This window comes from Nonomuraea sp. NPDC052265 (assembly GCF_044547985.1).
GTDB lineage: Bacteria > Actinomycetota > Actinomycetes > Streptosporangiales > Streptosporangiaceae > Nonomuraea.
The window spans coordinates 294666-321342 of the sequence record NZ_JBIUBJ010000003.1 but is presented as its reverse complement, the minus strand read 5'-3'; the positions used below and the strand labels follow the sequence as shown (position 1 = coordinate 321342).

General features: G+C 72.4%; 25 protein-coding genes. 4 read left to right on the top strand and 21 right to left on the bottom strand.

Annotated features, from left to right (window positions below):
• The 4 genes from ACIHAD_RS10980 to mraZ form a co-directional block, all read right to left on the bottom strand.
• Positions 1-2655 (bottom strand): penicillin-binding transpeptidase domain-containing protein, encoded by a 2655-nt coding sequence (locus ACIHAD_RS10980; protein ID WP_397354183.1) that lies wholly within the window; start codon positions 2653-2655, stop codon positions 1-3.
• Positions 2652-3143 carry a hypothetical protein gene (locus tag ACIHAD_RS10975; RefSeq protein ID WP_397354182.1) on the bottom strand — a complete coding sequence of 164 codons (492 nt, stop codon included), beginning with the start codon at positions 3141-3143 and terminating at the stop codon, positions 2652-2654. Before ACIHAD_RS10975 ends, ACIHAD_RS10980 begins: the two co-directional genes overlap by 4 nt.
• Positions 3133-4098: a 16S rRNA (cytosine(1402)-N(4))-methyltransferase RsmH gene (gene rsmH / locus ACIHAD_RS10970; RefSeq protein ID WP_397354181.1), complete on the bottom strand. Its 966-nt coding sequence runs from the start codon at positions 4096-4098 to the stop codon at positions 3133-3135. Before rsmH ends, ACIHAD_RS10975 begins: the two co-directional genes overlap by 11 nt.
• Before the next feature lie 218 nt (positions 4099-4316).
• Positions 4317-4748 carry a division/cell wall cluster transcriptional repressor MraZ gene (mraZ, locus tag ACIHAD_RS10965; RefSeq protein ID WP_125630494.1) on the bottom strand — a complete coding sequence of 144 codons (432 nt, stop codon included), beginning with the start codon at positions 4746-4748 and terminating at the stop codon, positions 4317-4319.
• A gap of 465 nt (positions 4749-5213) precedes the next feature.
• Here mraZ and ACIHAD_RS10960 point away from each other — a divergent pair, with 465 nt between their 5' ends.
• Genes ACIHAD_RS10960 through ACIHAD_RS10950 form a run of 3 tightly spaced genes read left to right on the top strand, consistent with a single transcriptional unit; the run spans position 5214 to position 9873 of the window.
• A complete protein-coding gene (locus tag ACIHAD_RS10960) occupies positions 5214-6191 on the top strand; it encodes an AAA family ATPase (RefSeq protein ID WP_397354180.1) in 978 nt (325 codons plus the stop codon).
• Positions 6188-7450, top strand: coding sequence for a DUF58 domain-containing protein (locus tag ACIHAD_RS10955; RefSeq protein ID WP_397354179.1), 1263 nt, complete (start codon positions 6188-6190; stop codon positions 7448-7450). Before ACIHAD_RS10960 ends, ACIHAD_RS10955 begins: the two co-directional genes overlap by 4 nt.
• Positions 7447-9873, top strand: a complete 2427-nt coding sequence (locus ACIHAD_RS10950) for a transglutaminaseTgpA domain-containing protein (protein ID WP_397354178.1) — start codon at positions 7447-7449, stop codon at positions 9871-9873. The genes ACIHAD_RS10955 and ACIHAD_RS10950 overlap by 4 nt, the downstream gene beginning before the upstream one ends.
• A 96-nt stretch (positions 9874-9969) precedes the next feature.
• Here ACIHAD_RS10950 and ACIHAD_RS10945 read toward each other — a convergent pair whose 3' ends face one another.
• The 10 genes from ACIHAD_RS10945 to ACIHAD_RS10900 all read right to left on the bottom strand — a co-directional run bounded on the left by ACIHAD_RS10945 (position 9970) and on the right by ACIHAD_RS10900 (position 19815).
• On the bottom strand, positions 9970-10365 hold the full coding sequence (locus ACIHAD_RS10945) for a DUF3040 domain-containing protein (RefSeq protein ID WP_397354177.1): 396 nt from the start codon (positions 10363-10365) through the stop codon (positions 9970-9972).
• A 240-nt stretch (positions 10366-10605) separates the two neighbouring features.
• Positions 10606-11847, bottom strand: a complete 1242-nt coding sequence (gene dinB / locus ACIHAD_RS10940) for a DNA polymerase IV (RefSeq protein WP_397354176.1) — start codon at positions 11845-11847, stop codon at positions 10606-10608.
• A 32-nt stretch (positions 11848-11879) separates the two neighbouring features.
• Positions 11880-12635 carry a methyltransferase domain-containing protein gene (locus ACIHAD_RS10935; protein ID WP_397354175.1) on the bottom strand — a complete coding sequence of 252 codons (756 nt, stop codon included), beginning with the start codon at positions 12633-12635 and terminating at the stop codon, positions 11880-11882.
• A gap of 95 nt (positions 12636-12730) precedes the next feature.
• A complete protein-coding gene (locus ACIHAD_RS10930) occupies positions 12731-13069 on the bottom strand; it encodes an MmcQ/YjbR family DNA-binding protein (RefSeq protein ID WP_397354174.1) in 339 nt (112 codons plus the stop codon).
• Between the two features lie 217 nt (positions 13070-13286).
• Positions 13287-13697 carry a transcription antitermination factor NusB gene (gene nusB / locus ACIHAD_RS10925; RefSeq protein WP_397354173.1) on the bottom strand — a complete coding sequence of 137 codons (411 nt, stop codon included), beginning with the start codon at positions 13695-13697 and terminating at the stop codon, positions 13287-13289.
• Between the two features lies 1 nt (position 13698).
• Positions 13699-14259: an elongation factor P gene (gene efp, locus ACIHAD_RS10920; RefSeq protein ID WP_352326968.1), complete on the bottom strand. Its 561-nt coding sequence runs from the start codon at positions 14257-14259 to the stop codon at positions 13699-13701.
• 25 nt (positions 14260-14284) lie between these two features.
• Positions 14285-15340: a M24 family metallopeptidase gene (locus tag ACIHAD_RS10915; protein WP_397354172.1), complete on the bottom strand. Its 1056-nt coding sequence runs from the start codon at positions 15338-15340 to the stop codon at positions 14285-14287.
• Positions 15341-15405: 65 nt separating this feature from the next.
• Entirely contained in the window at positions 15406-17028 is a 1623-nt protein-coding gene (locus ACIHAD_RS10910) for a protein kinase (protein WP_397354171.1), read from the bottom strand.
• 198 nt (positions 17029-17226) lie between these two features.
• Entirely contained in the window at positions 17227-18525 is a 1299-nt protein-coding gene (locus ACIHAD_RS10905; RefSeq protein WP_397354170.1) for a dicarboxylate/amino acid:cation symporter, read from the bottom strand.
• 249 nt (positions 18526-18774) lie between these two features.
• Positions 18775-19815: an LLM class F420-dependent oxidoreductase gene (locus ACIHAD_RS10900; RefSeq protein WP_397354169.1), complete on the bottom strand. Its 1041-nt coding sequence runs from the start codon at positions 19813-19815 to the stop codon at positions 18775-18777.
• Positions 19816-19908: 93 nt separating this feature from the next.
• On the opposite strand from ACIHAD_RS10900, the gene ACIHAD_RS10895 reads away from it, so the two are divergent.
• Complete coding sequence (locus ACIHAD_RS10895; protein ID WP_397354168.1) at positions 19909-20796, top strand: endonuclease/exonuclease/phosphatase family protein; 888 nt, start codon at positions 19909-19911, stop codon at positions 20794-20796.
• On the opposite strand, the gene ACIHAD_RS10890 is transcribed toward ACIHAD_RS10895, so the two are convergent.
• The 7 genes from ACIHAD_RS10890 to ACIHAD_RS10860 form a co-directional block, all read right to left on the bottom strand.
• Positions 20793-21344: an NTP transferase domain-containing protein gene (locus tag ACIHAD_RS10890; protein WP_397354648.1), complete on the bottom strand. Its 552-nt coding sequence runs from the start codon at positions 21342-21344 to the stop codon at positions 20793-20795. The two genes, ACIHAD_RS10895 and ACIHAD_RS10890, sit on opposite strands and share 4 nt — an antisense overlap.
• Complete coding sequence (locus ACIHAD_RS10885; RefSeq protein ID WP_397354167.1) at positions 21344-22435, bottom strand: XdhC family protein; 1092 nt, start codon at positions 22433-22435, stop codon at positions 21344-21346. The genes ACIHAD_RS10890 and ACIHAD_RS10885 overlap by 1 nt, the downstream gene beginning before the upstream one ends.
• Positions 22428-23501 (bottom strand): VWA domain-containing protein, encoded by a 1074-nt coding sequence (locus ACIHAD_RS10880; RefSeq protein ID WP_397354166.1) that lies wholly within the window; start codon positions 23499-23501, stop codon positions 22428-22430. The genes ACIHAD_RS10885 and ACIHAD_RS10880 overlap by 8 nt, the downstream gene beginning before the upstream one ends.
• Complete coding sequence (locus ACIHAD_RS10875) at positions 23494-24360, bottom strand: AAA family ATPase (RefSeq protein WP_397354165.1); 867 nt, start codon at positions 24358-24360, stop codon at positions 23494-23496. The genes ACIHAD_RS10880 and ACIHAD_RS10875 overlap by 8 nt, the downstream gene beginning before the upstream one ends.
• Positions 24361-24444: 84 nt before the next feature.
• The gene (locus tag ACIHAD_RS10870) at positions 24445-24903 is read right to left on the bottom strand and encodes a PH domain-containing protein (RefSeq protein ID WP_397354164.1); all 459 of its coding nucleotides are present in this window, start codon (positions 24901-24903) and stop codon (positions 24445-24447) included.
• Between the two features lie 19 nt (positions 24904-24922).
• Entirely contained in the window at positions 24923-25390 is a 468-nt protein-coding gene (gene ribH, locus ACIHAD_RS10865) for a 6,7-dimethyl-8-ribityllumazine synthase (protein ID WP_397354163.1), read from the bottom strand.
• Positions 25387-26676, bottom strand: coding sequence for a bifunctional 3,4-dihydroxy-2-butanone-4-phosphate synthase/GTP cyclohydrolase II (locus ACIHAD_RS10860; protein WP_397354647.1), 1290 nt, complete (start codon positions 26674-26676; stop codon positions 25387-25389). Before ACIHAD_RS10860 ends, ribH begins: the two co-directional genes overlap by 4 nt.
• Between the last annotated feature and the right edge of the window lies 1 nt (position 26677).

Genomic DNA, 26677 nt, shown 5'->3' with positions numbered 1-26677 from the left:
TCACTGTCCCGCGCGCGTACGCACCGGTGACGCGTCCGAGCCTGTGGGAGGAATCTTCCTGCTCTTGATGGCGAACGTCATCACATCCTTGAACACGGGGGCCGCGAGCTGGCCGCCGAAATGGCCGTTCTTGGGGTTCTGGAGCACCGAGAGCACCACCAGCCGGGGCGCGTCCGCGGGCGCGAACCCGACGAAGGAGGCCGTGTAGCCGTCGTAGCGGCCCAGCTCGGCGTCGTAGCGGTCGGCCGTGCCGGTCTTGCCCGCCACCCGGTAGCCGGGGATGGCGGCCAGCGCGCCGGTGCCCTCGGCGCTCACCGCCGTCTCCAGCATGGTCGTGATCTCCTTGGCCGTCGTCTCGCTCACCACTCTGGTCTGCTTGCCCGCGGGAGCCGGGACGAACCTGCCGGTCGCGTCGCTGGTGCCCGCCACGATCTGCGGATCGACGCGTACGCCGCCGTTGGCGATGGTCTGGTAGACGCTGGCCGTCTGCAGGGCGGTCACCGACACGCCCTGGCCGTAGGCGACCGTGCAGCTCTGGCTGCCCGACCAGTTCTTGTAGTTGGGCAGCAGGCCCGCCTCGGCGTTCGGCACGCCGCCCGCCGGGGTCGTGCCGAACCCGAACGCCCTGAGCATCGTGTACAGGCGCTCGCTGCCGACCTTGCGGGCGGCCATGATCGTGGCCACGTTGCTGGACTGGGCCATGGCCTGCCGGAAGGTCATCGCCTCGGGCTTGTGGGGGTGGGCGTCGCGCAGCACCCGGTCGGCGCACTTGATGTTGTCGGGCACCTGGAACACCGTGTCGGGGGTAACCTCCTTGGCCTCCAGCGCGGCGGCGGCGGTGATCACCTTGTTGGTGCTGCCGGGCTCGAACACGTCCGCGGCGGCCTTGTTGATGTAGGAGGACTCGGGAGCCCTGCGCCAGTTGCCCAGGTCGAGCTCGGGCGCGTTGGCCATGGCGACGATCTGGGCGGTCCGCACGTCCATGACGATCACCGCGCCGCTGCTCGCGCCCGACTCGCGTACCTGGTCGGCGACCGACTTCTGGGCGGCCCACTGGATGTCGCGGTCGATGGTGAGCCGCACGTCCTGGCCGTTGACGGGCGCGGTGCGCTCGCTGCTGGTCATGGGGATGCGCAGGCCGTCGCGGCCCGTCTCGACCCGCTGCTTGCCGTCGCGGCCGGCCAGGATCCTGTTCTTGGCCTGTTCCATGCCGCCCAGGCCGTTGCCCTCGTCGCCGACGAAGCCGATGAGGCTGCCGGCCAGGTCGCCGGCCGGGTAGTCGCGGCGGTAGGTCTTCTTCGCGCTGAGGGCGGGCACGCGGGCCTGGAGCAGGCGCGTGGCCACGACCGGGTCGACGTCTCTGGCCAGGAGCTGGTAGCGGCTCTCGGTCCTGGACAGCTTGGCGGTCATCTCCTCGACGGTCTTGCCGAGCTGCCTGGCCAGGATCGCGGCCACGTTGGCGCGGACGCCCGCGGGCACCTTGGAAGGGTCGATCGACACCTCGCGGGCCTCCGACGTACGGGCCAGCGCGTTGCCGTTGACGTCGGTGATCGTGCCGCGCTTGGCGGGGATCTCCTCGACGTGCTGGCGCTGGCCGACCGCGGCGGCCTCGTAGACCTTGGAGTCGAGGCCCTGCATCTGGATCAGCCGCCCGGCGAAGATCGACAGAACGAACGTCATGCCGATGAGTCCGATGTTGATGCGCCTGCGCGGGCTGCCCAGTCGCAGCACCAGCGGGGGCCTCGGCGGGCGCGGCGGGGTGGGCGGACGGCGCGGGCCCCTGGGGGGCGGCACGTCCGCGTCCCGGCGCAGCACGCCGCGCTCGCGCCCGCGCGCCTGGTCGAGCCCCGAGGTGCGGGCCTGGCCGGACGCGGAACCGCGCGCCTGGCTCGTCCTGGAGCTCCGCGTCTGCTCCGGCCTGGTGCCGCGCGACTGGCCGGGTCCGGAACCACGCGACTGGTCGGACCGGGAACCCCGCGCCTGGTCGGCTCTGGAGCCGCGTGCCTGGTCGGGGCCGGGGCCGTCGCCACGCCGGCGTAGCCGCTCCTGCGGCCCCCCGCCCCGGGCGCCCTCGTCCCGCCCCTGGGACGCGCGTCCGCGGGCCCGGTCGCTGTCGTCCCGCCCTTGGGGGGTGCGTCCGCGGGCCCGGTCGCTGTCGTCCCGGCTCTGGGGGGACCGCCCGCGCGGGCGGTCGTCGTCGTCGCGCCCCTGGGAGGCGGCGCGGCCGCGGGAGCCGCCGGAGTCGTCGCGGGAGCGGCGGCGGGGGCGGGGGCCGTCGCCCGGGTCGCGGCGCGAGCGGGTGCCCTCGTCGTCGTCGCGGGGCCGCGCGCGGTCGCCGTCGTCGCGGCGCTGCCGGCCGCGGGGGCCGCCCGCCGAGTCGCGGCGGGCGCTGTCGCGCGCGTCGTCGCCGGGGTCCTGCGGCCGGCGCCCTCTCAGGTCGTCGTCGAACGGCAGGTCGAACGGGTCCGGGGGCCGCTTGCGCGGCGGGTCGTCCGGCGACGCCGGGCGGCCTGCCCCCTCAGAGCGGGAAGAGCCCCCTCGCCCCGCCCGCCCCGGGCCGCCCGGCGTACGACGAGCGGCGCCGGGCCCTCCAGGAGAGCCGGCGCCGCCGGCGCCGCGGCCGGGACCCTGTCCCCTGCCGCCTGAATCCCTCACCGCTCCGGGACCGCCTGGGCACTCGGGTCGCCCGCGTTCCAGGACCGCAGGTTCTTGTCCAGGTGGTAGCCCTGCGCCTCGGCGCGGTCGGCGATGTTCTGGGGCTGCATCTTGCGCTCGTACTCCAGCCGGAGCGCTTCCTTCTCCTGCTGGGCCACCGCGATCTCCTCGCGCAGCTTGGCATCGGTGATGGCGTCGCGGTTGAGCATGATGTTGAGCAGCAGCAGGCTCACCAGCCCACCGCACATCAACCCGACGACGAGCAGCACGAACGGCGCCCGCTGCCGCTTGGTCGAGGATCGCCGCGCGGCGGGACGGCGCGCGGGCGCGGCGGTCTCGCCGGGGCGCGCGGCGGCCGGCCGCCGGACGTCGGTGTCAGGACGCGGCCGCGGCTTGGTCTGGTGCGAGGCGCCCGGCCTGCGCGTGCCCGGCTTGGGCACGGCACGGCGGACGGGCGTGACCCGGCCGGTCTCCTGCTCAATCGTCAACGCGGATCCTCTCTGCCGCCCGTAGCCGGGCCGAGGCCGCCCGCGGGTTGCGGGCGAGCTCTTCATCGCCGGGGAGCTCGGCTCCCCTCGTCAGCAGGCGGAACCTCGGCTGGTGCGCCGGTAGCGGGACGGGCAGCCCTGGCGGGCTGGTGTCCTTGGTTCGCGCCGTGAGGGCCTGCTTGGTGAGCCGGTCCTCAAGGGAGTGGTAGGAGAGCACGACGACCCGCCCACCGAGCACCAGCGCGTCGAGTGCCGCGGGCAGCGCCGCCTCCAGGGCGGACAGCTCCGCGTTGACCTCGATGCGCAGCGCCTGGAAAGTCCTCTTGGCGGGATTGCCGCCGGTGCGCCTGGTCGCCGCGGGGATCGCGTCGCGCACGATGTCGGCGAGTCGTTTGGTGGAGGTGATGGGCTCCTTGGCGCGTTCCTTGACGATAAGCCCCGCCACCCTCGGCGCGAAACGTTCCTCGCCGTAGTCGCGCAGGATTCGTGCCAGGTCAGCGGCCGGATAGGTGTTGACCACGCGCTCGGCCGTCAGCTCCTGGTCGGTGTCCATGCGCATGTCGAGCGGGGCGTCGTAGGAGTAGGCGAAGCCGCGCTCGGCCTCGTCGAGCTGCGGCGAGGAGACCCCGAGGTCGAACAGCACGCCGTCGAGGGCGGGACGCCCGGCATCGGCGACGACCTGGGCCAGGTCGCCGGAGGAGGCGTGGACCAGCGTGGTGCGCCCGGCGTAGGGGGCGAGCCTGCGGGTGGAGAAGTCGATCGCGAACGGGTCGCGGTCGATCCCGATGAGGTGCAGGGAGGGGAAGGCGGCGAGCAGGGCCTCGGAGTGGCCGCCGAGGCCGAGGTTGGCGTCGACGACGACCGGCTCCGGCCCCGACAGCGCCGGGCCCAGCAGCTCCAGTACGCGGTCGAGCATCACCGGAACGTGACCGCTCGTGCCTACGTTGTCGTCCATCTCCAACCCCCCTCTCGCGTCCTGCTCGCGGATGACGCGTATCGATCAATCGTCAGTCATTCCTGGGTCCCCACCCGGCGCCGCCCGGCCAGGTCCCCATCCGCACCCTCTTCGTGGACGCCCGACCTCTGACACCGGGGAAGGTGCATCAGTTGACGGGCAGTGGTTGCGGGTGGAGACCTCGCCGAACGACATCACCGACGGATCGACCGTGGTCACTACAAGATCCCTGGCAGCACCTCCTCCGACAGATCGGCGAACGCCTGCTCCTGCGCGTTGAGATAGGTGTCCCAAGCCTGCGAGTCCCAGATCTCCAGGCGGGTGTTGGCCCCGATGACAACGCAGTCACGTTCCAGGCCGGCGTACTGGCGCAGGCTCTGCGGGATCGTGATGCGTCCCTGCTTGTCTGGTTTCTCGTCGGACGCGCTGGCGAAGAAGACGCGGCTGTAGTCACGCACCGCCTTGGCGGTGACCGGGGCGGTGCTGAGAGCCTCGGTTATGCGCTGGAACTCCTCTACTGGAAAGACGTAGAGGCATCGCTCCTGGCCTTTGGTGATCACAAGACCCTCCGCCAGCTCCTCACGGTACTTAGCCGGCAGGAACAGCCGTCCCTTGTCGTCAAGACGCGGTTGATGGGTGCCGAGGAACATCGGCGCCACCTCCCGTGCCTCAGCGAAGCGCTCAGCGCTGGCGCACCGGGCCCTCCACTGCGCACCACCATACTCCACTTCTCCCCACCGTCAACTGATTCGAACCGTCTTCATCATCAGTTTCCGTTGCGTTACCGCAGGTCAGGGCGGTGGAGTGCGGTGGGGGGCGCCGGGGGGCGGGTCAACCCTCATGGGCGTGTCGAGGGTTCGAAAGACCGGTGAAACAGGGGCTCCCGGACGGGCGCGATGGCCGGGGTGGAGGAAAGTGGGGCGGCCGAGGGGGCAGTGTCACGGGATTCGCACTGCTATGCGACAAGAACAGGAACATCAGCGAGGTTCCCTGGAATATCCACAAATGTCGCTCAAGAACCCCCAGCGTCGTAGGGTCGTACAGACAATGGAAAAGGAATGGCATGGCTCCCGTAATGGCACCGTGCGGGACAGCCGTCGCACTATGGAGGCCTGGTGGCACTAACCCATGACGTCCCTCCCCAGCTCGACGAGCTGGTCTCCACCGCCCACCGCATCCGGCAGGCCATCGAGTCGGTGATCGAGGGAAAGAGCGACGCAGTCCGCCTCACGCTGACCGTCCTGCTCGCCGAAGGCCACCTTTTGATCGAGGACGTGCCGGGCGTCGGCAAGACGATGCTCGCCAAGGCTCTGGCGCGGTCCATCGACTGCCCGGTGCGCCGCGTGCAGTTCACGCCCGACCTGTTGCCCAGTGACATCACCGGGGTCAGCGCCTACAACCAGCAGACGCGTGAGTTCGAGTTCAAGCCCGGCCCGGTGTTCGCCAACATCGTCGTGGGCGACGAGATCAACCGCGCCTCCCCCAAGACCCAGTCGGCGTTGCTGGAGTGCATGGAGGAGCACCAGGTCACGGTGGACGGCGTGACGTACCCCCTTGACGCCCCCTTCATGGTGATCGCCACCCAGAACCCCATCGAGATGGAGGGCACCTATCCCCTCCCCGAGGCCCAGCGCGACCGCTTCACCGCCAGGGTGGCCATGGGATACCCGGAGCCGACGGCCGAGCTGGAGATGCTCGACGTGCACGGCAGCACCTCGCCGCTGGACAAGCTGGAGTCGGTCGCCACGACCGCCGAGGTGCGCGCCCTGATCGAGGCCGTGCGCGGCGTGTACGTCTCGCAGCCGGTCAAGAAGTACGCCATCGACCTCGTCGTGGCCACCCGCCACTCCCCCGACCTGCGGCTGGGCGCCTCCCCCAGGTCCACGCTGCAGCTCGTCCGCGCGGCCAGGGCGCACGCGGCGCTGGCCGGGCGCGACTATGTCATCCCCGACGACCTTCAGGACCTGGCGGTGCCCGTGCTGGCGCACCGGCTGCTGCCCAGCGTCGAGGCCCAGGGCCAGCGCCGCCTGCCCGAGCAGGTGGTGACCGACCTCGTCAGGCGTGTGCCGGTGCCGGAGACGCGAGCGTCGTGAGGGCCGGACTGCGGGCGCTGACCTCCCGCGGCAGGTCGTTCCTGGCCTCGGGGGTCGCGGCGCTGCTGATGGCCCTGATCCTGGGCGAGAACGACCTGTTCAGGATCGGCGTGCTGGTCACGGCGCTGCCGCTGCTGGCCGCGCTGGTGGTGGCACGTACCAGGTACCGGCTGAGCTGCGCGCGGAGGCTGGACCCGCCCCGGGCGGAGGTGGGCGGGGAGGCCACGGTGACGTTGCGCCTGGAGAACGTGACCAGGCTGCCGACCGGGCTGCTGCTGATCGAGGACACCGTGCCGTACGCGCTGGGCGTGCGGCCGCGGTTCGTGCTCGACCGGGTCGAGTCCAAGGGCGTGCGCGAGATCGACTACCGGGTCCGGTCGGATCTGCGCGGCAGGTACACGATCGGGCCGCTGTCGGTGCGCATCGCCGACCCGTTCGGGCTGGTGGAGCTGACCCGGGCGTTCACGATCAGTGACACGCTCGTGGTGACGCCGCAGGTGGTGGCGCTGCCGCACGTCCGGCTGTCGGGCGAGTGGACGGGCGGCGGCGACAGCCGTACCCGGAGCGTGGCCGCCGCGGGCGACGACGACGTGGCGCCGCGCGAGTACCGGCAGGGCGACGACCTGCGCCGGGTGCACTGGCGCTCGACCGCCCGGTACGGCGAGCTGATGGTGCGCCGCGAGGAGCAGCAGTGGCAGAGCCGCGGCGCGCTCCTGCTCGACACCCGCAGGCACGCCCACCGCGGCGAGGGCCCGCGCTCCTCCTTCGAGGTGGCGGTCTCGGCCGCGGCCTCGATCGGCGTGCACCTCGCCCACGAGGGCCTGGGCCTGCGGCTGGTCACCGACCAGGGCGCCGAGCACCTGACCGACCAGGGGCTCAGCTACTCGCTGCTCGACACGCTCGCCGTGGTGCGGCACAGTTCGGCCCGTTCCCTGGAGATGGGCGTCTCGGCGCTGCGCCAGGGCGGCGGCGACGGCCTGATCGTGGCCGTGCTCGGCGCGCTCGACCCCGAGGAGGCCAGGGAGCTGGCCCGGTTACGGCACAGCGGCGTCACCGGCGTCGCGGTCCTGCTCGACGCCGGCACATGGGAGGGCGCCGGCCGCGGCTCGCACGAGAACTTCGACGCCGTGCAGGGCGTGCTGGCCGGCTACGGCTGGCGGATCGTCCGCCTGTCCGCCGGCACGTCCATCGCCTCGGTCTGGCCGGACGCCGCCAACCGCGGCAGGTACGCGCTCAACCCCACGGGAGGTGCGGCATGAGGCTGACGGGCGCCTCGGGCGTGGCCGCGTTCACCGCGGCGATCCTGCTCTATCCGCTCTTCCAGGGCGGCGCCTGGTTCTGGACATCGTTCGGCGCGGTGCTGGCCGTGACGGCCGCCGGGCTGCTCAGCTCCCGCCTGTCGTTGCCCGCCTGGGCCGCGCCGCTGGTGGGGCTGGCCGCGCTGTGGATCTTCCTGACCGTGGTCTTCGCCTCCGGCAAGGCGTGGGCGCTGGTGATCCCGACCAAGGAGTCGGTGGGGGAGCTGGGCAGGCTGCTGGGCGTCGGCTGGGCCGACATCCAGCGCTACGCCGCGCCCGTACCGTCCACGGACGGCATCACGCTGCTGACCGCGGGCGGGGTGGGCGTCATCGCCGTCGCCGTGGACCTGCTCGCCGCGCGGCTGCGGCGGGCGGCGCTGGCCGGGCTGCCCCTGCTGGCGCTGGCCACGGTCCCGGCGACGATCCTGGCCGAGCCGATCAGCTGGCCCGCCTTCATCATCGCCGCGCTCGGCTTCGTCAGCCTGCTGATCGCCGACGGGCGCGAGCGGGTGGGCCACTGGGGCCGGGCGGTGCTCGTCCGCCGGACCCGGGTGGCGACCGGGCCGCGTCCTGAGACGGCCGGGGCCAGGGCCGACACCAGCGGGCTGCGGCTGTCGGGCAAGCGCATCGGGTTCGCCGCCATCGCGCTGGCCGTGCTGCTGCCCGCCGCGTTGCCGGTGATGGAGCCGGTCTCCTTCTTCCAGTTCGGCGTGGGCGGCCGAGGGGGCGGCAAGGGCAACTCGATCAGCATCGCGAGCCCGATCGCCAGCCTGCGGGGCCAGCTCGAACTGCCCGAGCGGCGCACGGTGCTCACCTACAACAACAACGACGACAAGCCCAGGTACCTGCGGATCTACGCGCTGGACACCTTCGACGGCCAGCAGTTCGGCATGACCGAGCCGAAGGGCTCGCCGGACAACAGGACGGAGAACGGCCCGCTGCCGCCGCCCCCTGGGCTGAGCGCGAGCACGAAGGTCAGCAACGTCGTCACCAGGATCCGGATGAGCGACGAGATCGAGCGGCTGCAGTTCCTGCCGCTGCCGTACCCGCCGCGGCAGATCCGGGTGGACGGCGACTGGCGCGCCGACGTCGGCACGCTGATGGTCTTCTCCATCCCCGACGAGGCGGCCGGCCTGGAGTACGAGGTCGCCACCAGCGAGCCGGACGCCACGCCGGAGCTGCTGGAGTCGCTGGAGGGCGTCCAGCCGAGCGTGGACCGGCGGTACCTGAAGCTGCCGGACAACCTGCCACCCGAGATCGTCCGGCTGGCCCGTTCGCTGACCGCGCAGACCAACTCCAACTACGAGGCGGCGGTGAAGCTCCAGCAGTTCTTCACCAAGGACGGCGACTTCCGCTACGACCTCAGGACGCAGGGGCACGGCAACTCCGCGCTGCGCGACTTCCTGCTGCGCGACCGTACGGGCTACTGCGAGCAGTTCGCGGCCTCGATGGCGGTGCTGGCCAGGATCGTCGGCATCCCGTCGCGGGTGGCGATCGGCTACACCGGCGGCACGAAGTCCGGCGACAACTGGACGGTCACGACCGGCGACTCGCACTCCTGGCCCGAGCTGTACTTCGAGGGCGTGGGCTGGCTGCCGTTCGAGCCGACGCCGTCCGGGTCGCTGGGGCAGGGCAGCGCGCGGGTGCCGGACTACACGGTCCCGCCGGCGCCCTCGACGACGCCGTCCACCTCGCCGACCAGCGGGGCGAGCGACTCCGGCGCCGACGACCCGATCAACCCCTCCACCCGGCGCAACCCGCGCGAGCTCGACCGTGAGGGCCTGATCGCCACGGGCGGCCTGCCGCCGGACGACTCGATGCCGCTGATCGGCAAGATCGGCATCGGCGCGGGCGCGCTGCTGCTGCTCCTGCTCGTCCCGGCGGCGCTGCGCCTGCTCACCAGGAACCGGCGGGTGCGCGCGCTGGGCTGGAAGGTCTCGCAACCGGCCGACGACCTGACGGCCAGGATCGCGAGCGGTCACCACCCGGCGATCGCGGCCGTGTGGGCCGAGCTGGACGACGTGCTGTTCGACTACGGCATGGGACGCGGCGCCAGCGAGACCCCGAGGGCGCTGGCCAGGCGGCTCAGCCAGCAGTACGAGTTCGACGCCGAGGCGGCGGCGGCCATGACGGCCATCGCGACGACGGTCGAGCGGGTGCTGTTCGCCAGGGACCCGGGCACGATCGGGCCCATGAGAAGGGACCTGCGCAAGGTGCGGCAGGCCCTGGCGGCGACGGTGTCGCGGGGACGGCGGACGCGGGCGGTGCTGCTGCCGCCCTCGACGTTGCGGCGGCTGCGGGCGCTGGGCGAGCGCCTGCTCGACGGGTTCGACCTGCTGGAGAACATCAGGCTGCGGCGGACGGCGGCCCACAAGGGCGCCTGACCCACCCGTCCAGGACCGGACGTGCGGTCGTTCCCCGGAAGGGGAACGGCCGCACGTTCGCGTATGCCGGGAGGTTCGCGCGGGCGGGGAGGGAGGTCAGCGCTCGTCGTGACGACGGCGCCAGCGCTCTTCCATGCGCTCCATGAAGGTGCCCCGGTTGGTGCGCCTGGCCTGCCTGCCGGTGCCGGCCGCGCCCGGGGCCGGCGGGGAGTCGCCGAATCCGTTCATGCGCTTCCAACTGGACAGACCCCACAGACACGCGGCGAGCATGACCACGAAACCGCCGACGCCGAGCGGGATCTGACTCATGACCACGCCGACCATCATGATGACGACGCCGAGGGCAAAGCCGATGGAGGCTTTGATCAGGCGACGCTTGTAATGGCTGCGCGGGTCACTGATCCTCACGGTGTTGGCCCACTTCGGGTCCTCGGCGTAGAGGGCCTGCTCGATCTGGTCGAGCAAGCGCTGCTCGTGCTCAGAGAGCGGCACGGCGCCTCCCAAGGACAGCCCCAGGACGGGGAAGACGGCAACGGACGACACGGGGTGTCCGAACCTCGCGGTCGGTTATCCCCAGAATACGAGGCTGTAGACGTAGGCGAAAGCAAACGTCCAACGCAGACCAAACCGGAGGTGACGTCATGGCTCCATTGTGGACCATCCCGCACCCCTTCCCCCAAAATCGCGACATCCTTCTCCTACCCGACTGACCGATCAAGTAGGACATGGGCGTCATGTCTCTATTTCATCAAGCTTGCCACGTACCAGCGACGCCGGGAGCACCGCATCGGGCCCAAATCTCCGGATCGCCTTGTCCATCGCCTGTTCGGCCTCGCGCCAGCCGGTCTCGCGCTCGCCCAGACCGAGCTGGTGGGTGGCCTCGCCGGCCGGGCGGAGGTTCTCCATCCGCACCCCGACCAGGCGCAGGCGCACGCGCTGGAGACCGGCGGCCTGGAACAGCTCGCAGGCGGTGGCGTAGATCACCTGGGCCACGTCGGTCGGCTCCCGCAGGGTGCGTGACCTGGTGATCGTGGTGAAATCGGCCCGGCGCAGCTTCACACTCACAGTTCTGCCCACGTGTCCGCCCTTACGCATCCTGGCCGCCACGCGCTCGGCCAGGCGCAGCAGCTCGCGCCGGATCACCTCGGGGTCGTCGACGTCGACCGCGAAGGTCTCCTCGTTGCCGATGCTCTTGTCGGGCACGTGGGCGGTCACCGGACGCTCGTCGCGGCCCCAGGCCAGCGTCGCCAGGTGGCCGCCGACGGCCTGCCCGAGCTCGCGCTGGAGCGTGTTCGGGGGCACCCTGGCCAGGTCGCCGACCGTGCGGATGCCGAGCCGTACGAGCGACTGCTCGGTACGCTCCCCCACGCCCCACAGCGCCGAGACCGGCAGCGGGTGGAGGAAGTCGACCACCTCGCCCTCGGGCACCACCAGCAACCCGTCGGGCTTGCACTGCTTGGAGGCCAGCTTTGCCACGAATTTGCTGCCGGCCACCCCCACCGAGCAGGTGATGCCGTAGCGGTCGAGGACCTGCTCCCTGATCATGGCGGCGATCGCCGCGGGCCGGCCGAGCCGCCGCCGGGCGCCGCCGACGTCGAGGAACGCCTCGTCGGAGGCGATCGGCTCGACCAGCGGGGTGATCGAGTGGAAGATCTCCATGACGCCCCGGGAGACCTCGGAGTACTTGCCGTGGCTCGGCGGGATGATCGTGGCCTGCGGGCACAGCCGGCGCGCCCTGCTCATCGGCATCGCCGAGTGGACGCCGAAGGCCCTGGCCTCGTAGGTGGCGCTGAGCACGACGCCGCGCCCGGCCGGCGAGCCGACGATCACCGGGCGGCCCCGCAGCTCCGGCCGCTCCAGCAGCTCGACGCTGGCGAAGAAGGCGTCCATGTCGACGTGGAGGATCGGGCAGCCGCTGTCATCGACCCCGGTACGCGGCGCGGGGCCGATGCCTGTGATCTGCTTGCGGGACACGCCTCCGAGTCTATCCGAACAGACGTTCCAGACTAGGGGCGGTGGCCGAGGACGTGCACCTGGGTGGCGACGTCCCGCAGCACGGGGTGGACGGCGGCCGCCTGCTCCAGCGCCACGAGCGCGTCGGCCGCGCCGGGCTCGCCGTCGACGAGCCGGCTGGGCACCAGGTCGGCGAAGACCCGCACCCCGTGGACCGCGCCGACGGTGAAACCCGTGGCGGTCAGCAGCCCCGACAGGGTCTCGGCGGTGAAGCGCCTGGGCGTGGGGTCGCGGTCGCCCCACGTGCCGCGCGGGTCGGCCAGCACGGCCCTGGCCTCGTCGAACTGCCCGGCCAGCGCCCGGTGGATCGCGCTGGCGACGGGGTTGGCGGCCAGGACGCTGACGGCGCCGCCCGGACGCAGCAGCCCGGCGACGGCGGCCAGCGCGCCGGCCGGGTCGTCGACGTACTCCAGGACGCTGTGGCACAGGACCAGGTCGGCGCTGTCGCGGTCGAGCAGGTCGCCGAGGTCGGCGGCGTCACCCTGGAGGCCGCGCACGCCCACGCCCTTCTCCTTGGCCCGGCGCTCCAGCGCGGCCAGCGAGTCGGGGCTGGGGTCGACGACGGTGACGGTGTGGCCGAGCTCCGCCAGCGGCACGGCGAACCCTCCGGTGCCGCCGCCGGCGTCGACGATGTCGAGCGCGTCACGGCCGACGGCCCGGGCGCGCTCGGCCAGCACCGAGCGCAACGCGCCCCAGACGACGGCGGTGCGCACCGCCGGGGTCTTCGTGGTGACGCCTTCTGCTCGCAACGTCGGCTCGCCTCTCTCTCCTCCGCGGGCGGCCCTCGCCCTGTGCGGACGGGCCCCAGCCTACGCCGTACGCGCCGTCGCCCGCAGGCCTGACCCTAACCGTCGAACGCCGCCACCACCCTCTTGGGCGCCCTCGATCGCCAGGCGTCGGTCAGCAGCTCGGCCACCTCGCCGGCCGCCACGGCCGCCAGGCGCACCAGCACCACGGCGTGCCCGTCGTAGTGGGACGTGGTGAAGTACGTGCCGGGAGCGGCGGCGATCAGCTCGTGCTTGAGCTCCTCGCCGCCCACGGGCACGACGAGCACGCCGCCCTCCTGCGTGATCCGCGCGAACCACCTGCCGCGCACGTAGAAGGCGGGCGTGCCGTACATGAGTTTCCCGGCGGTCTCGGGGAGCGCCAGGGCGAGGGCGCGCACCTCGTCTTCGGTCACCATGGACCCGATGCTCGCACGGGCGGACGGGGGCCGGAAAAGGGCGCGTCGCGGCTGGTGACGCGCCACTTCCCCGGACCGGCTCGGGGCCTCGCGGACAGGCCGGGGCCTCGCCCGGAAGGCGGCCCGGCCACGCGGCGGCACGCCTTCCCTCGTCTCTCGCGAGCCGTACGGGCCGCGTGAGTGGAACGTACCCCAAAACGGCCTTCGCGGCCTTTGTCTAAAGGGTGAGGCTTGGCTTGAGTTGCTTGAAGCGGGCCAGCAGGCCGTTGATGAACTGCGGCGACTCGTCGGTCGACAGCTCACCCGCCAGATGCACCCACTCGCTGATGACCACGCCCTCCGGCACGTCGGGCATCCACAGCAGCTCGTAGGTGCCCCCGCGCAGCAGGTTGCGGTCGACCGCGGGCATGCGGTCGAGCGTCCAGCTCTCGGAGTAGGTGGTGATCAGCTCGTCGATGCGGGCGTGGTGGCGGGCGACGCCTTCGACGATGGCCGAGGTGTACTCGTTGACCGGCGGCTCCTGCCGCTCGACGCGCTCGGCGAGGATCCGCAGCGGATCCTCCGAGCGCAGCTCGGCCTCGAAGAGGATGTCAAGGGCGCGCCTGCGTGCTTTGCCGCGTGCGGACACCTCAGGCCCGGCCGAGGTATTCGCCGCTGCGGGTGTCGACCTTGACCTTCTCGCCGGTGGTGATGAACAGCGGCACCTTGATCTCGGCGCCGGTCTCCAGCGTGGCGGGCTTGGTGCCGCCGGTGGAGCGGTCGCCCTGCAGGCCCGGCTCGGTGTTGGAGATCAGCAGCTCGACGGCGGCGGGCAGGTCGACGTAGAGCGCCGAGCCCTCGTTGAAGGCGATCGTGGCGAGGGTGTTCTCCAGCATGTAGTTGGCGGCGGTGCCGACGGTGCGGGCGGGCACGTTGACCATGTCGTAGGTCTCGGTGTCCATGAAGACGAAGTCGTCGCCGTCCTTGTAGGAGTACTGCATCTCGCGCTTGTCGACGTTGGCCACATCGACCTTCACGCCGGCGTTGAAGGTCTTGTCGACGACCTTGCCGGAGAGCACGTTCTTGAGCTTGGTACGCACGAACGCGCCGCCCTTGCCCGGCTTGACGTGCTGGAACTCGACAACGCTCCAGAGCTCACCGCCCTCGAGCTTCAGCACCATGCCGTTCTTGAGGTCGTTGGTCGTCGCCACTCGTTCTCTCCCGCGTGTGGCCGCTCTAAAGGACGAGCAGCTCCTTGGTCGTCTTGGTGAAAAGTTCCGGCCCGCCCTCACGGGTCACGAGGGTGTCCTCGATGCGAACCCCGCCCCGCTCCGGGAGGTAGATCCCGGGCTCGACGGTGATCGGAACTCGATCCTCTAGTCTACCGGTCCTGGAGGGGCCCAGGAACGGGTCCTCGTGGATCTCCAGGCCGACGCCGTGGCCGAGGCCGTGCCGGAAATGGTCGCCGTGGCCGGCGGCCTCGATCAGGCCGCGGGCGGCGGCGTCGACGTCTTTGGCCTCGGCTCCCGGGGTCAGGGCGTGGCGGCCGGCTCCCTGGGCGCGTCTCACCAGGTCGTAGAGGTCGCGTTGCCAGCCGGCGGGCTCGCCGAGGCAGACCGTCCTGGTCATGTCGGCGTGGTAGCCGCGGTAGCGGGCGCCGAAGTCCATGGTGACCAGGTCGCCGGCGCGCAGCTCGCGGTCGGTGGGGGCGTGGTGGGGGATCGCGCCGTTCTCACCGGCGGCGACGATCGTGTCGAACGCGGGCTTGTCGGCGCCCAGCTCGGTCATGCGGTTGTCGAGGAGGCGGGCCACGGCGCGCTCGGTGAGGCCCGGCGCGATCAGCGGGAGCACGTCGGCGAAGGCCTGGTCGGTCAGGGCGCAGGCGGTGCGGATGAGCTCCAGCTCCGCCTCGTCCTTGACCGCGCGCAGCTCCTCGACCACCGGGCCGAGCGGCACCAGGCCCGCGCCCTCGCCCAGCCCCTCGTTCAGGCGGCGGAAGGCGGCCACGCTCATGGCGGCGGCCTCGATGCCCACGCCCGGTCCGGCCAGCCTGCCGGTCACGTCTGGCGCCTCGACCGCGGTCACGTCGAGGGCGCGGGTCATGTCGATGTAGCGGTTGTCGGTCGCCAGCAGCGCCGAGCCGTCGGCCCTGACCAGGACGGCCGCGTTCGAGCTGACCAGCCCGGTGAGGTAGCGGACGTTGACGGGGGAGGTGACGAGGAGCGCGGGCACCTCGTGCGCCGCCAGCGCCGCGGCCAGGCGTGCGCGGCGCGCCGGGTAGTCGATGGTCATCCCGCCAATGTACGCGCGCCCCGGCCCCTCCCCCACCCCCGCTCGGAGGGCGCTGCCGAGGGCCGTCAGGAGAGGGCGAAGTCGTCCAGGAACGAGGCGAGCGGGCCCGACAAGGGGGCCTCGCCCTTCTCCTGGGCGCGGCGCAGGTCCTTGTAGACGCCGGCGATCTCGTGGCGGGCGGGCTCGAAGTGGCCCTCCTGGAGCTTCCTGGCGGCCTTCCTGAGCTTGTCGTGGGCCTTCTCGGCGACGTGCGGATCGATGTCGCCGATGTCCTCCTGGGAGGTCAGCGTCTGGTCGAACATCACCAGCCAGTGGTCCCAGCCGCCCGCCGGGGTCTGTCCGGCGCCCAGGGTCGTCTTGGGGCCGACGGTCTCGACCAGGCGGGTGGGGGTGTCGCCCGGGGTGAGGTCGGTGGGGCTGGGGTCGGGCCGCACGGGGCTCGGGTCGGCGGTGAAGGTGATGGCCGGGGACAGAACGGGCGTGGGGGACGCGCTCGTGCTCTGCTCGGCGGCCGGGGTCTCCTCGCGGGAGCCCGCCCACAGCACCATGGCGACGGTCACCACGGCGATGACCGCGACGGCGATCCCCATCTGGACCAGCAGCTTGTTGCCGGTACGCGAAGGGGCGGGGCCCTCGGGGCCCAGGTCGGCGGACTCGTAGACGGCGGTGTCGCCGGCGCGCGGGACGCCGTTGAAGTCGTAGACCTGGGTGTCGCCCGGGCGGCCCGGCTGGGCGCCGGCGGGGCTTCCGGCTCTCGGGGCCGCGCCGGGGCGGGCGATGGCGGCCAGGGCCCGGCGGATGGTCTCGCCGCCGGAGGGGCGCCTGGCGGGGTCGGGCGAAAGCATGGCCAGGACGAGCCGGTCCAGCTCGGCGGGGATCTCGGGCCGGAGCGCACTGGGCGGGACGACGCCCTGCCCGCCCCCTCCGGGGCCCGCGCTTCCTGGGCCCTGGGTTCCCTGGGTCCGGTCGGTGGTCTCGGGGTCCTGGTCCGTCGCCTCGGGGGTGCGGGACGGTGTCGCGGGGGCCTCCGACGGTGTCGCGGGGGTGGCGCGCATGCCGGTGACCGGCAGGTCAGGGGTGGCGCCGGGCGGGCGGCCGCAGAGGAGTTCGTAGCAGACGGCGCCGAGGGCGTACAGGTCGGCGGCGGCCGTGGCGGGACGGCCGGAGGCCCGCTCGGGGGCGAGGTAGCGGCGTTCGGCCTGGGACGGCTCCTCGTCCGGGAGCCCGAAGCCGACGACCTTCAGCACGCCGCTGGCCGCCCGCCGGAAGCTGCCGGAGTCGATCTGCCCGTGGAACACCCCGGCGCGGTGCGCGGCGTCCAGCCCCGCCGCCGCCTGGCCGACCAGGTCGCACACCTCGACGATCCGCAAGGGCCCCTCGGCCGCCAGGTCCTCCCCCAGGCTGGTCCCGGTGAGGAACTCGGTCACCAGGAAGGGGGCGCCGTCCTGGTCGCCCACGTCGAGGACCATGGCCACGTTGGGGTGGATCACCCTGGCCACCGCCTGGGCATGCTGCTTCAGCGCCTCCCTGGCGGCCTCGCCGGCCGCCCCCGCGCCCAGGATCTTCACGGCCACGACCCAGTCGGCGCGGGTGTCGTAGGCCCGCCACACCTCACCCATCGGACCACTGCCGATGAGCTCGTCAAGCCGGTACCGGTCGGCGACCATCGAAGGCGTAGCGTCGGACATATCCCCGCCAAAAACTCGAAAAGTGGGCTATTTCCGACCCACCATAGGGCCCCCGACCCCCCGCCGCCCCATGATCCACACTTCGAACCCCGCGTCACACGGCGCCGGACACCCCTGTATCGGCACGGCGGCGGCACGGCGGCGGCGTACGACTGAGGGCGGGCGGCCGTACGGCCGCCCGCCCTCGGTGACATCCGGTCAGGCCGTCGCGGGCTCCGGCGCGCGCGGCGGGCGGGCCGCGGCGGGGGCGTCGTCGAGCGGCTGCGGCGGCGCGTTGAAGACCGCCTCGTCCAGGCGGCCCTCCGAGCGGGCCACCAGGACCGGGACGACCATCTGGCCCGCGACGTTGGTCGCGGTCCGGATCATGTCGAGGATCGGGTCGATCGCCAGCAGCAGGCCGACGCCTTCGAGCGGCAGGCCCAGCGTGCTCAGCGTGAGCGTCAGCATGACGATCGCGCCGGTCAGGCCCGCGGTGGCGGCCGAGCCGACGACCGAGACGAACGCGATCAACAGGTAGTCGCCCACCCCGAGGTGCACGCCGAACACCTGGGCCACGAAGATCGCGGCGAGCGCCGGGTAGACCGAGGCGCAGCCGTCCATCTTGGTGGTGGCGCCGAAGGGCACGGCGAAGGAGGCGTAGTCGCGGTCCACGCCGTTGCGCTCGACGGTGACGCGCTGGGTCAGGGGCAGCGTGCCGACCGAGGAACGGGAGACGAAGGCCAGCTCGATGGCGGGCCAGGCGTTGCGGAAGAACGTGATCGGGTTGACCTTGCCCCAGACCGCGAGCAGCGTCGGGTAGACGACCAGCAGGACGATGAAGCAGCCGACGTACACGCCGACGCTGAACTTGGCGAGCGGGGCCAGCAGGTCCCAGCCGTACGTGGAGACGGCCTTGCCGATGAGGCCGGCGGTGCCGATCGGGGCCAGGCGGATGACCCACCACAGGGCCTTCTGCACCAGTTCGAGCACCGAACGGCTGAGGTTGAGGAACGGCTCCGCCTTCTCACCCACGGCCAGGGCCGCCGCGCCGAGGACGACACCCAGGAAGACGATCTGGAGGACGTTCACCTCGGTGAAGGCCGTGACGACGTTGGTGGGCAGGATGCCGGTGACGAAGTCGAGCCAGGTGCCGGCGCCCTCGGTGTCGACGGCCTTGGCGGCGCCGGTGTCGAGGGTGACGCCCTGGCCCGGGTTGATGATCAGGCCGAGCGCGATCGCGAAGGCCACGGAGACGAAGGCGGTGATCAGGAACCAGAGCAGGGTCTTGGAGGCCAGGCGGGCCGCGCCGTTGACGTTGCGCAGGTTGGCCACGCTGACCAGGACGGCGGTGAACACCAGCGGCGGCACGGCCAGCTTGAGCAGCTGGACGAAGAGCTTGCCGACCTGGGTCAGCGTCTCGGCCAGCCAGGCCACGTCCCAGATCTTGGCGACGAACCCCAGGGCGATGCCGGCCACGAGGCCGAGCAGAAGCTGGAGGGAGAAGGTGAATCTCTTCACGGGAGGAAGGCTCCGGAAGTCAGGCATGCCACAGCGAAGGGGGGCATGCGGGTGAGGAAAGGGGGTCCGGGGACGCGCTGGTCAGCGACAGAGGGATCCGTGCAGACGGCACAGATCCACGTGCAGACGCTCGACGAGCCGCACGATGACCACAGAGAACCTCACGAGGACGTACAACAGCACGCGAAACGGGGCATATTCCCGCACCCCACTGTGATGTACGTCACGCCCCTTCCGGAGCCCGGCGGATCAGGCGACCAGCTCCTTGATCCTCTCCAGCAGACGGACGCGCTCCTCGTGCGTACGGCCGAGCGGCGCGACGTTGAGCGTCGTCACCCCCGACTCCTTCAGCGCCGCGATCCGGTCGCGGACGAAGCCCTCGCTGCCGATCAGCGACATGTTCTCCAGCAGCTCGGCCGGGACCAGCGCGGCGGCCTCGTCCTTCTTGCCCTCCAGGTAGAGGTCCTGGATCTGCTCGGCCTCCTTCTCGTAGCCGTAGCGCCTGGCCAGGTCGTTGTAGAAGTTCCTGCCCTTGGCGCCCATGCCGCCGATGTACAGGGCCGCCATCGGCCGGCCGAACTCGCGCAGCCCGGCCACGTCGTCGCCGATGGCCAGCGTCGCCTGGGCGATCACGTCGAGCTCGCCCAGCTCGGGGTCGCGCCTGGCCTTGCCCGCGGCCAGCGACGGACCCCACACCTGCGCGGCCTTCTCCGGGTAGTAGAAGATCGGCTCCCAGCCCTCGGCCAGCTCGGCGGTCATCTCCACGTTCTTGGGGCCGATGGCGGCGACCACGATCGGGATGCGCGGGCGTACCGGGTGGTTGATGATCTTCAGCGGCTTGCCCAGGCCGGTGCCCTGCCCGGCGGGCAGCGGCACGTTGTAGTTGCGGCCGGCGTGCTCCAGCCGCTCGCGCCGCCACACCTTGCGGCAGATCTCGATGACCTCCCGGGTACGCCCGATCGGCGCGGTGTACGGCACCCCGTGGAACCCCTCGATGACCTGCGGCCCCGACGTCCCGATGCCCAGCGTGAAGCGCCCGTCGGAGACGAAGTCCATGCCGGCGGCGGTCATGGCGAGCAGCGTCGGCGTGCGGGAGTAGATCGGCAGGATGCCCGAGGCGATCTGCACGCGCTCGGTCTTCGCCGCGATGTACCCCATCTGGCTGACGGCGTCGAAGCTGTACGCCTCGGCCACGAAGACGATGTCGAGGCCCGCCTTCTCGTAGTCGGCCAGCTCGGCGACCGTCTCCTTGAAACCGCCCGAGTAGTTGAGTGCCATACCGATGCGCATGCCGGGCTCCCGATGAACCGAATGTTGTTCCGTTGCGTCGTCCTCAGGTTAGCGTGTCGGCGTGTCGCGCGGCGAAGCACTAGCCTGGTGCGGGTGCTGAGCCGGGTGGTCGTCGTCGTCTCCGCAGTGGTCGCCCTGGCCCTGGCGGGGCATTCGCTGATCCCGGCATTCGGCGGGTTCACGCCCGTCCTGGAGAGCCTGCTCCCGTGGATGGGGCTGGCGGTGCCGCTGCTGCTGCTCCTCGCCGTCCTGGCGCGTTCCAGGGCGGCCGCGCTCGCGGCGCTGGCGCCCGGCCTGGTGTGGGCGGCGATGTTCGGCTCGACGCTGCTGGCCACGCCGCCCGGCGGCCCCAGCGACCTGGCCGTCGGCACGGTCAACGTCGGCGTGCGCAACAGTGCCTCCGGCGAGGCGGTCAAGGCCATCGCCGAAGACCTCGACCTGCTGGCCGCGCAGGAGCTGACACCCGGCGGCCCCGCGGCCAAGCAGCTCAACAAGATGTTCCGCTACCACTACCCGGTCAGCACGGTCGGCCTGTGGAGCCGCTACCCGATCAGCGAGACCAGCCCCCTCGACGTCGGCATGGGCTGGCCGCGGGCGCTGCGCGCGGTGGTGAGCACCCCCAAGGGCAAGGTCACCGTCTACGTCATGCACCTGGCCTCGGCCAGGCCCGGCCACACCGCCTCCCGCGACGCCTCCCTGGCGCACGCCCGCAGGCTCGTCGACGCCGACCCCAGCAAGCGCGTCCTGCTGCTCGGCGACCTCAACACCGCCACCACCGACCGCGGCATGCACGGGCTGACCCCGCCGCTGACCGACGCCCAGAGCGTGGCGGGTGACGGGTTCGGGTTCACCTGGCCGGCCGAGTTCCCGATCACCCGGCCCGATCACATCCTGTTCAGGGGCATGACGGCGACCAAGGCGGGCGTGGCGCCGGCGACCGGCAGCGACCACCGCGCGGCGATCGCCTCCCTGCGCTTCTAGCGGCCCTTCAGCAGGTCCAGGTCCTGTGGCGTGTCGATGTCGGCCGGGTCGCCGTGCTCGTCGCAGGCGACCTCGGTGACCAGCTCGGGACGCGCCTTCATGAACGCCCGCGCCCCCACGTCGCCCACCGCCAGCTCCGCCACCGCGGCGAAGTGCTCGCGGGCGATCAGCACCGGGTTCGCCCGCCGCCCGCCGTAGACGGCCACCGCCAGCCCGGCCCCCGACTCCGCCAGGGCCCGCACCGCGCCGGCCCGTACGAGGGGCTGGTCCACCAGCGCGACCACCACGGCCTCCGCCTCCGGCGGCAGCGCGGCCAGCCCGGCCCGCAGCGAGGAGCCCATGCCGGTGCGCCAGTCCGGGTTGCGCACGCTGACCGCCCCGCGCACCTGCACGGTCGCCGCGCCGAGCACGACCACCACGGGATGGCAGCCGCCCTCCTCCAGCAGGCGCACCCCACGGTCGACCAGCCGTTCGCCGCCGAACTCCACGAGCGCCTTGGGCGTGCCCAGCCGGGCCCCCTCCCCCGCGGCGAGCAGCAGTCCGGCGATCACGAGTGCTCCCCGTGGATGCGTCCGCCGGTCTGCGACAGCGGCAGGCCCGAGCCGCCCCACCGGAGCTGGATCAGCTCGGCGGCGATCGACACGGCCGTCTCCTCCGGCGTACGGGCGCCCAGGTCGAGGCCGATGGGCGATCTCAGCCGGGCCAGCTCGGCCGCGGTGAGCCCCGACTCGCGCAGGCGGGCCAGCCGGTCCTCGTGCGTCCGGCGGGAGCCCATGGCGCCGATGTAGCCCGCCTCGGTCCGCAGGGCCACCTCCAGCAGCGGCACGTCGAACTTGGGGTCGTGGGTCAGCACGCAGATCACCGTGCGCCCGTCCACCTGCACCGAGGCCAGGTAGTCGTGCGGCCACTTGACCACCACCTCGTCGGCCTCCGGGAAGCGCTTGGCGGTGGCGAAGACCGGCCGGGCGTCGCAGACGGTGACGTGGTAGCCGAGGAACTTGCCCACCCGGGCGACGGCAGCGGCGAAGTCGATTGCGCCGAAGACCAGCATGCGCGGCGGCGGCGCGAACGACTGCACGAACACCGACAGGTCGTCCAGCCGCCGCTCGCCGTGGCCGCCGTAGTGCCTGATGCCGGTCAGGCCCTGGGCGAGCATGCCGCGGGCGTCGTCGTCCACGGCCCCGTCGAGGCGGTCGAGGCCCAGGGTGCCCGAGGAGCGGTCGGGCCAGACGATCCGGCGGGCGCCGATCGTGCCGGGCCCGGCGACGATGGTGGCGACGGCGACCGGGTGGTGCGCCTCGACCGACGCCGAGATCTCGCCCAGCTCGGGGAAGGTCTCGATGGAGACCGGCTCGACCAGGATGTCGATGATGCCGCCGCAGGTCAGGCCGACGGCGAAGGCGTCGTCGTCGCTGACCCCGTAGCGCTGCAGGACGGGCGCGTCGGCCTCGGAGGCCAGCTCGAAGACCGCGCCCTCGACGCACCCGCCGGAGACGCTGCCCACCACCTCGTCCCCGCGCACCGCCATCGCCGCCCCCGGCGGGCGCGGCGCGCTGCTGAACGTGCTCACCACGGTCGCCAGCCCGAACCTGAGCCCCGACCTCCACCACCGCATGATCTCCGGGAGCACGTCACGCATGGGCGAGCCTTTCGCTGAGTTCCTCGTAGGCGGCCAGGCTGTGCCCGGCCACCAGGTCGTCCAGATACGGCAGGGCGGCCCGCATCCCCCCGGTCAGCGGCTGGTAGTCCTCATACCCCTTGTGTGGATTGACCCAGATGAGCCGGTACGCCTGCCGGGCCAGCCTGGCGAGCTGGGCGCCCAGCAGCGCCGGGTCACCCCGTTCCCAGCCGTCGGAGGCGATGACCACGATCGCCCCCCGGGCGCTGTGACGGGTCAGGTACTCCTTGAATTCCTCTCCGAGCCTGGTCCCCCCGCTCCAGTCGGGGATGGCCGCGGACACCTCGTTCAGCGCGGTGCCGGGGTCGCGGTGGCGCAGCCCGGCGGTGACCTCGGTGAGCCGGGTGCCGACGGAGTAGACCCTCGTGGCCCGCGGCTCGCTCCTGACCAGCGCGTGGGCGAAGCGCAGCAGGGTCTCGGCATAGGGGGCCATCGACCCGCTGACGTCCACGAACAGCACCGCCTGCCGGGGCCTGGTCGTGTGCCGCCGGTGCCGGAGCCGGGCCACCTCGCCGGTCCGCAGCGCCTCGCGCACGGTGCGCCGCCGATCCAGCCCGCCCCGGTGGGCCCGCTCGAAACGGCGTGAGCGGCGCGCGGCCCGGCCGCCGCTGAGCAGCGCCAGCATGCGGTGCACCTCGGCCCGTTCCGCCTCGGTGAGCCGGGCCACGTCCCGGTGGCGCAGCACCTCGGCGCGGCCGGCCGTGGCCGGGGCCGCGTCGTTCTCGCCCTCGCCCGTCTCGCCGCCGTCGCCCGCCGCCAGGTGCCTGGTGACGCCGGTCGTCCCGGTACGGGCCGCCGCCGCCCGCCGCCCGCCGAAGTACGCGGCGAAGCAGCGGTCGTAGCGGGGCAGGTCGTCGGGCGTGGCGCACAGGGTGAGCCGGCCGGCCCAGTAGACCTCCTCCCGGTCCTGGACGTCGAGGTGGCCGAGGGCCTGGAGCAGGCTCCGCGTCCGCTCGTGGTCGGCGTCCACCCCGGCCGCGCGCAACGTCCTGACGAAGCCCGTCACGGTCCGGACCAGCTCATCCATGGGACAGCAGCCCGTTGCCCAGGACGGTGGCGACGTCCTCGCGGTACTTCAGCGCGGCGCCCAGCGTGACGGCGGCCAGGTCGGGGTCGAGTTCCCTGGCCCCGAGCGTCAACAGCGCCTCGGTCCAGTCGAGCGTCTCGGCCACGCCCGGCGGCTTGACCAGGTCGGCCCGCCGCAGCCGCTCGGCCGCCCGCGCCACCTGCAGGGCCAGCTCCTCGGTGCAGCCGGGCAGGCGGCGCAGCAGGATCGCGACCTCGCGGTCGAAGCTCGGGTGCTCCAGCCAGTGGTAGAGGCAGCGCCGCTTGAGGGCGTCGTGCACCTCGCGGGTGCGGTTGGAGGTCACCACGACCACCGGGGGCGTGGCGGCCCTGATCGTGCCCAGCTCGGGGACGGAGACGGTGAAGTCGGAGAGCACTTCGAGCAGGAACGCCTCGAACTCGTCGTCGGCCCGGTCGATCTCGTCCACCAGCAGCACGCTCGGCTGGGTCTCCACGGCCTTCAGCAGGGGGCGGGCGATCAGGAAACGCCGGTCGTAGATCTCCCCCTCCAGCCTGGCGGCGTCGGCGATCCCGGCGGCCTCGGCGGCCTTGAGGTGGAGGAGCTGGCGGGCGAAGTCCCAGTCGTACAGGGCCTGGGACGCGTCGAGGCCCTCGTAGCACTGCAGCCGGATGAGCGGGGCCTTCAGCAGCTTTCCCAGGGTCTTGGCCAGCTCGGTCTTGCCGACGCCCGCCTCCCCTTCGAGGAACAGCGGCCGTCCCATCCTCAGCGCCAGGAAGGCGGCCGTGGCCAGCCCCCGGTCGGCCAGGTAGTCGTGCCGGTCGAGCAGCTCGATGAGCTTGTCCGGCGACTCGATGTCCATTGCCCTGATTGTCCGCCGCAGCACGCCTTCAGGCTACGTCGCCACCCCGGTCCGGCGATATCGGCTCGCCCCCGTCATCGGGTTTCAGTCGCCGGACTCGGACGCCTCGCCGCGTTCGCGGATCAGCGCGGCCAGCTCGGCCGTGGCCCGGCGGGCGCGGGCCTTCTCCGAGCCCTGGATGCCCATGGCGCCGATCGTCCGGCCGTCGGAGAAGTCGATCTTCGGCCACGGGTCGCCCACCAGCAGGGTCACGTCGATGACCTCGGGCCAGGTGTAGCGGTGGACGCGCAGGGCGTTGACGACGGTCAGGCCCTTCTCGTCGGCCTCCACCCGGACCCGGCCCAGCAGGTGGAGGACGTACGCCACCGCCAGGCCGAAGCCCACGATCGCCACCCGGTCGGGCAGCTTGAACGGGTCGGCGATGAAGATCGCCATGAGGACCGCCCCGGCCACGACCACCACGGCGAAGGCGTAGGGCACGATCCGGCCCCGGCTGGGACGCCAGGTCACGGGCAGGGGCGGCGGAGTCACGGGCTCGGGCACGAGGGAAACCTACCGCAGCTCAGTGGAGGTCCCTCAGGAGGAGGGCGGTCTCCAGGGCGGCCATGGCCGACTCGTACCCCTTGTCCTCCTTGCTGCCGGGCAGTCCGGAACGGTCGAGCGCCTGGTCCATCGTCTCGCAGGTGAGCACGCCGTTGCCGACGGGCGTCTCCTCGTCGAGCGAGACGCGGGTCAGCCCGCTGGTGACCGAGTCGCAGACGTAGTCGAAATGGGCGGTCTCGCCCTTGATGACCGCGCCGAGGGCGACCACCGCGTCACAGCGCCGGGCCAGGGCCTGCGCCACGACGGGGATCTCCAGCGAGCCGGGCACGCGCACCACGGTCGCGGTGGCGCCGCTGTCGTCGCACGCCTGCACGGCCCGCGCCACGAGCTGGTCGGTGATCCTGGCGTGCCAGCTCGCCGCCACCACGCCCACGACCAGGCCGGCCGCGTCCACCACGGCCACGCCGGGACGGCCCTCGCCGCTCATGATGCCTCCGAGATGTCGTGCGGGATGTCGTGCGGGATGTCCTGCGGGATGTCCTGCGGGATGTCCTGCCGGGCGCCCGCGGAGATGTCGTGGCCGAGCCGGTCGCGCTTGGCCGCCAGGTAGCGCTCGTTGTGCGGGTTCAGGGCCACGGGCATGGGCTCGCGGCCGAGCACCTTGATGCCGTAGCCGTCCATGCCCTTGAGCTTGGCCGGGTTGTTGGTGAGCAGCCGCACCGAGCGCACGCCGAGGTCGGCGAGGATCTGGCCGGCGTTGGAGAACTCGCGGGCGTCCACCGGCAGCCCCAGCTCGACGTTGGCGTCGACGGTGTCGCTGCCGTTGTCCTGGAGGCTGTAGGCCTTGAGCTTGGCCAGCAGGCCGATGCCCCGGCCCTCGTGGCCGCGCAGGTAGACGACGACGCCGCGGCCCTCCTGCGCGATGGCGCCCATGGCGTGGTCGAGCTGCACGCCGCAGTCGCAGCGCAGCGAGCCGAACACGTCGCCGGTCAGGCATTCGGAGTGGGCCCTGACCAGGATGTTCTCGCCGCCGCCGAGCTCGCCGTAGACGAGCGCGACGTGCTCGCCGCCGTCGAGGGCGCTGGCGTAGCCGTAGGCCCGCCACATGCCGTACGCGTTGGGCAGGCGGGTCTCGGCGACCCTGGTGACCATGCTCTCGGCGCGGCGGCGGTGGTCGACGAGTTGCTCGATGGAGACCAGCGCCAGGTCGTGCTCGTCGGCGAAGCGGCGCAACTGCGGCAGCCTGGCCATGGTGCCGTCGTCGTTGACCACCTCGGCCAGCGCCCCGGCCGGCGACAGCCCGGCGAGCCTGGCCAGGTCGACGGCCGCCTCGGTGTGGCCGCGCCGGGCCAGCACGCCGCCCTCGCGGTAGCGCAGCGGGAAGACGTGGCCGGGCCGGACCAGCTCGTTGGGCTCGGTGGCCGAGTCGGCCAGGGTGCGGATGGTCCTGGCCCGGTCGGCGGCGGAGATGCCGGTGGTGACGCCGTCGCGGGCGTCCACGGTGACCGTGTACGCGGTGCGCAGGCGTTCGCGGTTCTGGGACACCATGAGCGGCAGCCCGAGCCGGTCGAGCTCCTTGCCGTCCATGGCCACGCAGATCATGCCGCTGGTGTGCCGGATCAGGAACGTGCACAGCTCCGGCGTGGCCTTCTGGGCGGCGAAGATCAGGTCGCCCTCGTTCTCGCGGTTCTCGTCGTCCACGACCACGACGGGACGGCCGACGCGGATGTCCTCGATGGCGCGCTCGATCGGGTCGAGCTTGATCTCGTTCATG

Coding starts and splice junctions, on each gene's coding strand:
- rsmH (WP_397354181.1), bottom strand. CDS start 4,098: ATGGACGACAACGTAGGCACGAGCGGTCACGTTCCGGTGATGCTCGAC.
- ACIHAD_RS10930 (WP_397354174.1), bottom strand. CDS start 13,069: ATGGTGACCGAAGACGAGGTGCGCGCCCTCGCCCTGGCGCTCCCCGAG.
- ACIHAD_RS10880 (WP_397354166.1), bottom strand. CDS start 23,501: ATGGATGAGCTGGTCCGGACCGTGACGGGCTTCGTCAGGACGTTGCGC.
- ACIHAD_RS10900 (WP_397354169.1), bottom strand. CDS start 19,815: ATGCGCATCGGTATGGCACTCAACTACTCGGGCGGTTTCAAGGAGACG.
- ACIHAD_RS10950 (WP_397354178.1), top strand. CDS start 7,447: ATGAGGCTGACGGGCGCCTCGGGCGTGGCCGCGTTCACCGCGGCGATC.
- ACIHAD_RS10885 (WP_397354167.1), bottom strand. CDS start 22,435: ATGCGTGACGTGCTCCCGGAGATCATGCGGTGGTGGAGGTCGGGGCTC.
- ACIHAD_RS10875 (WP_397354165.1), bottom strand. CDS start 24,360: ATGGACATCGAGTCGCCGGACAAGCTCATCGAGCTGCTCGACCGGCAC.
- ACIHAD_RS10915 (WP_397354172.1), bottom strand. CDS start 15,340: ATGACCATCGACTACCCGGCGCGCCGCGCACGCCTGGCCGCGGCGCTG.
- mraZ (WP_125630494.1), bottom strand. CDS start 4,748: ATGTTCCTCGGCACCCATCAACCGCGTCTTGACGACAAGGGACGGCTG.
- ribH (WP_397354163.1), bottom strand. CDS start 25,390: ATGAGCGGCGAGGGCCGTCCCGGCGTGGCCGTGGTGGACGCGGCCGGC.
- ACIHAD_RS10860 (WP_397354647.1), bottom strand. CDS start 26,676: ATGAACGAGATCAAGCTCGACCCGATCGAGCGCGCCATCGAGGACATC.
- ACIHAD_RS10910 (WP_397354171.1), bottom strand. CDS start 17,028: ATGTCCGACGCTACGCCTTCGATGGTCGCCGACCGGTACCGGCTTGAC.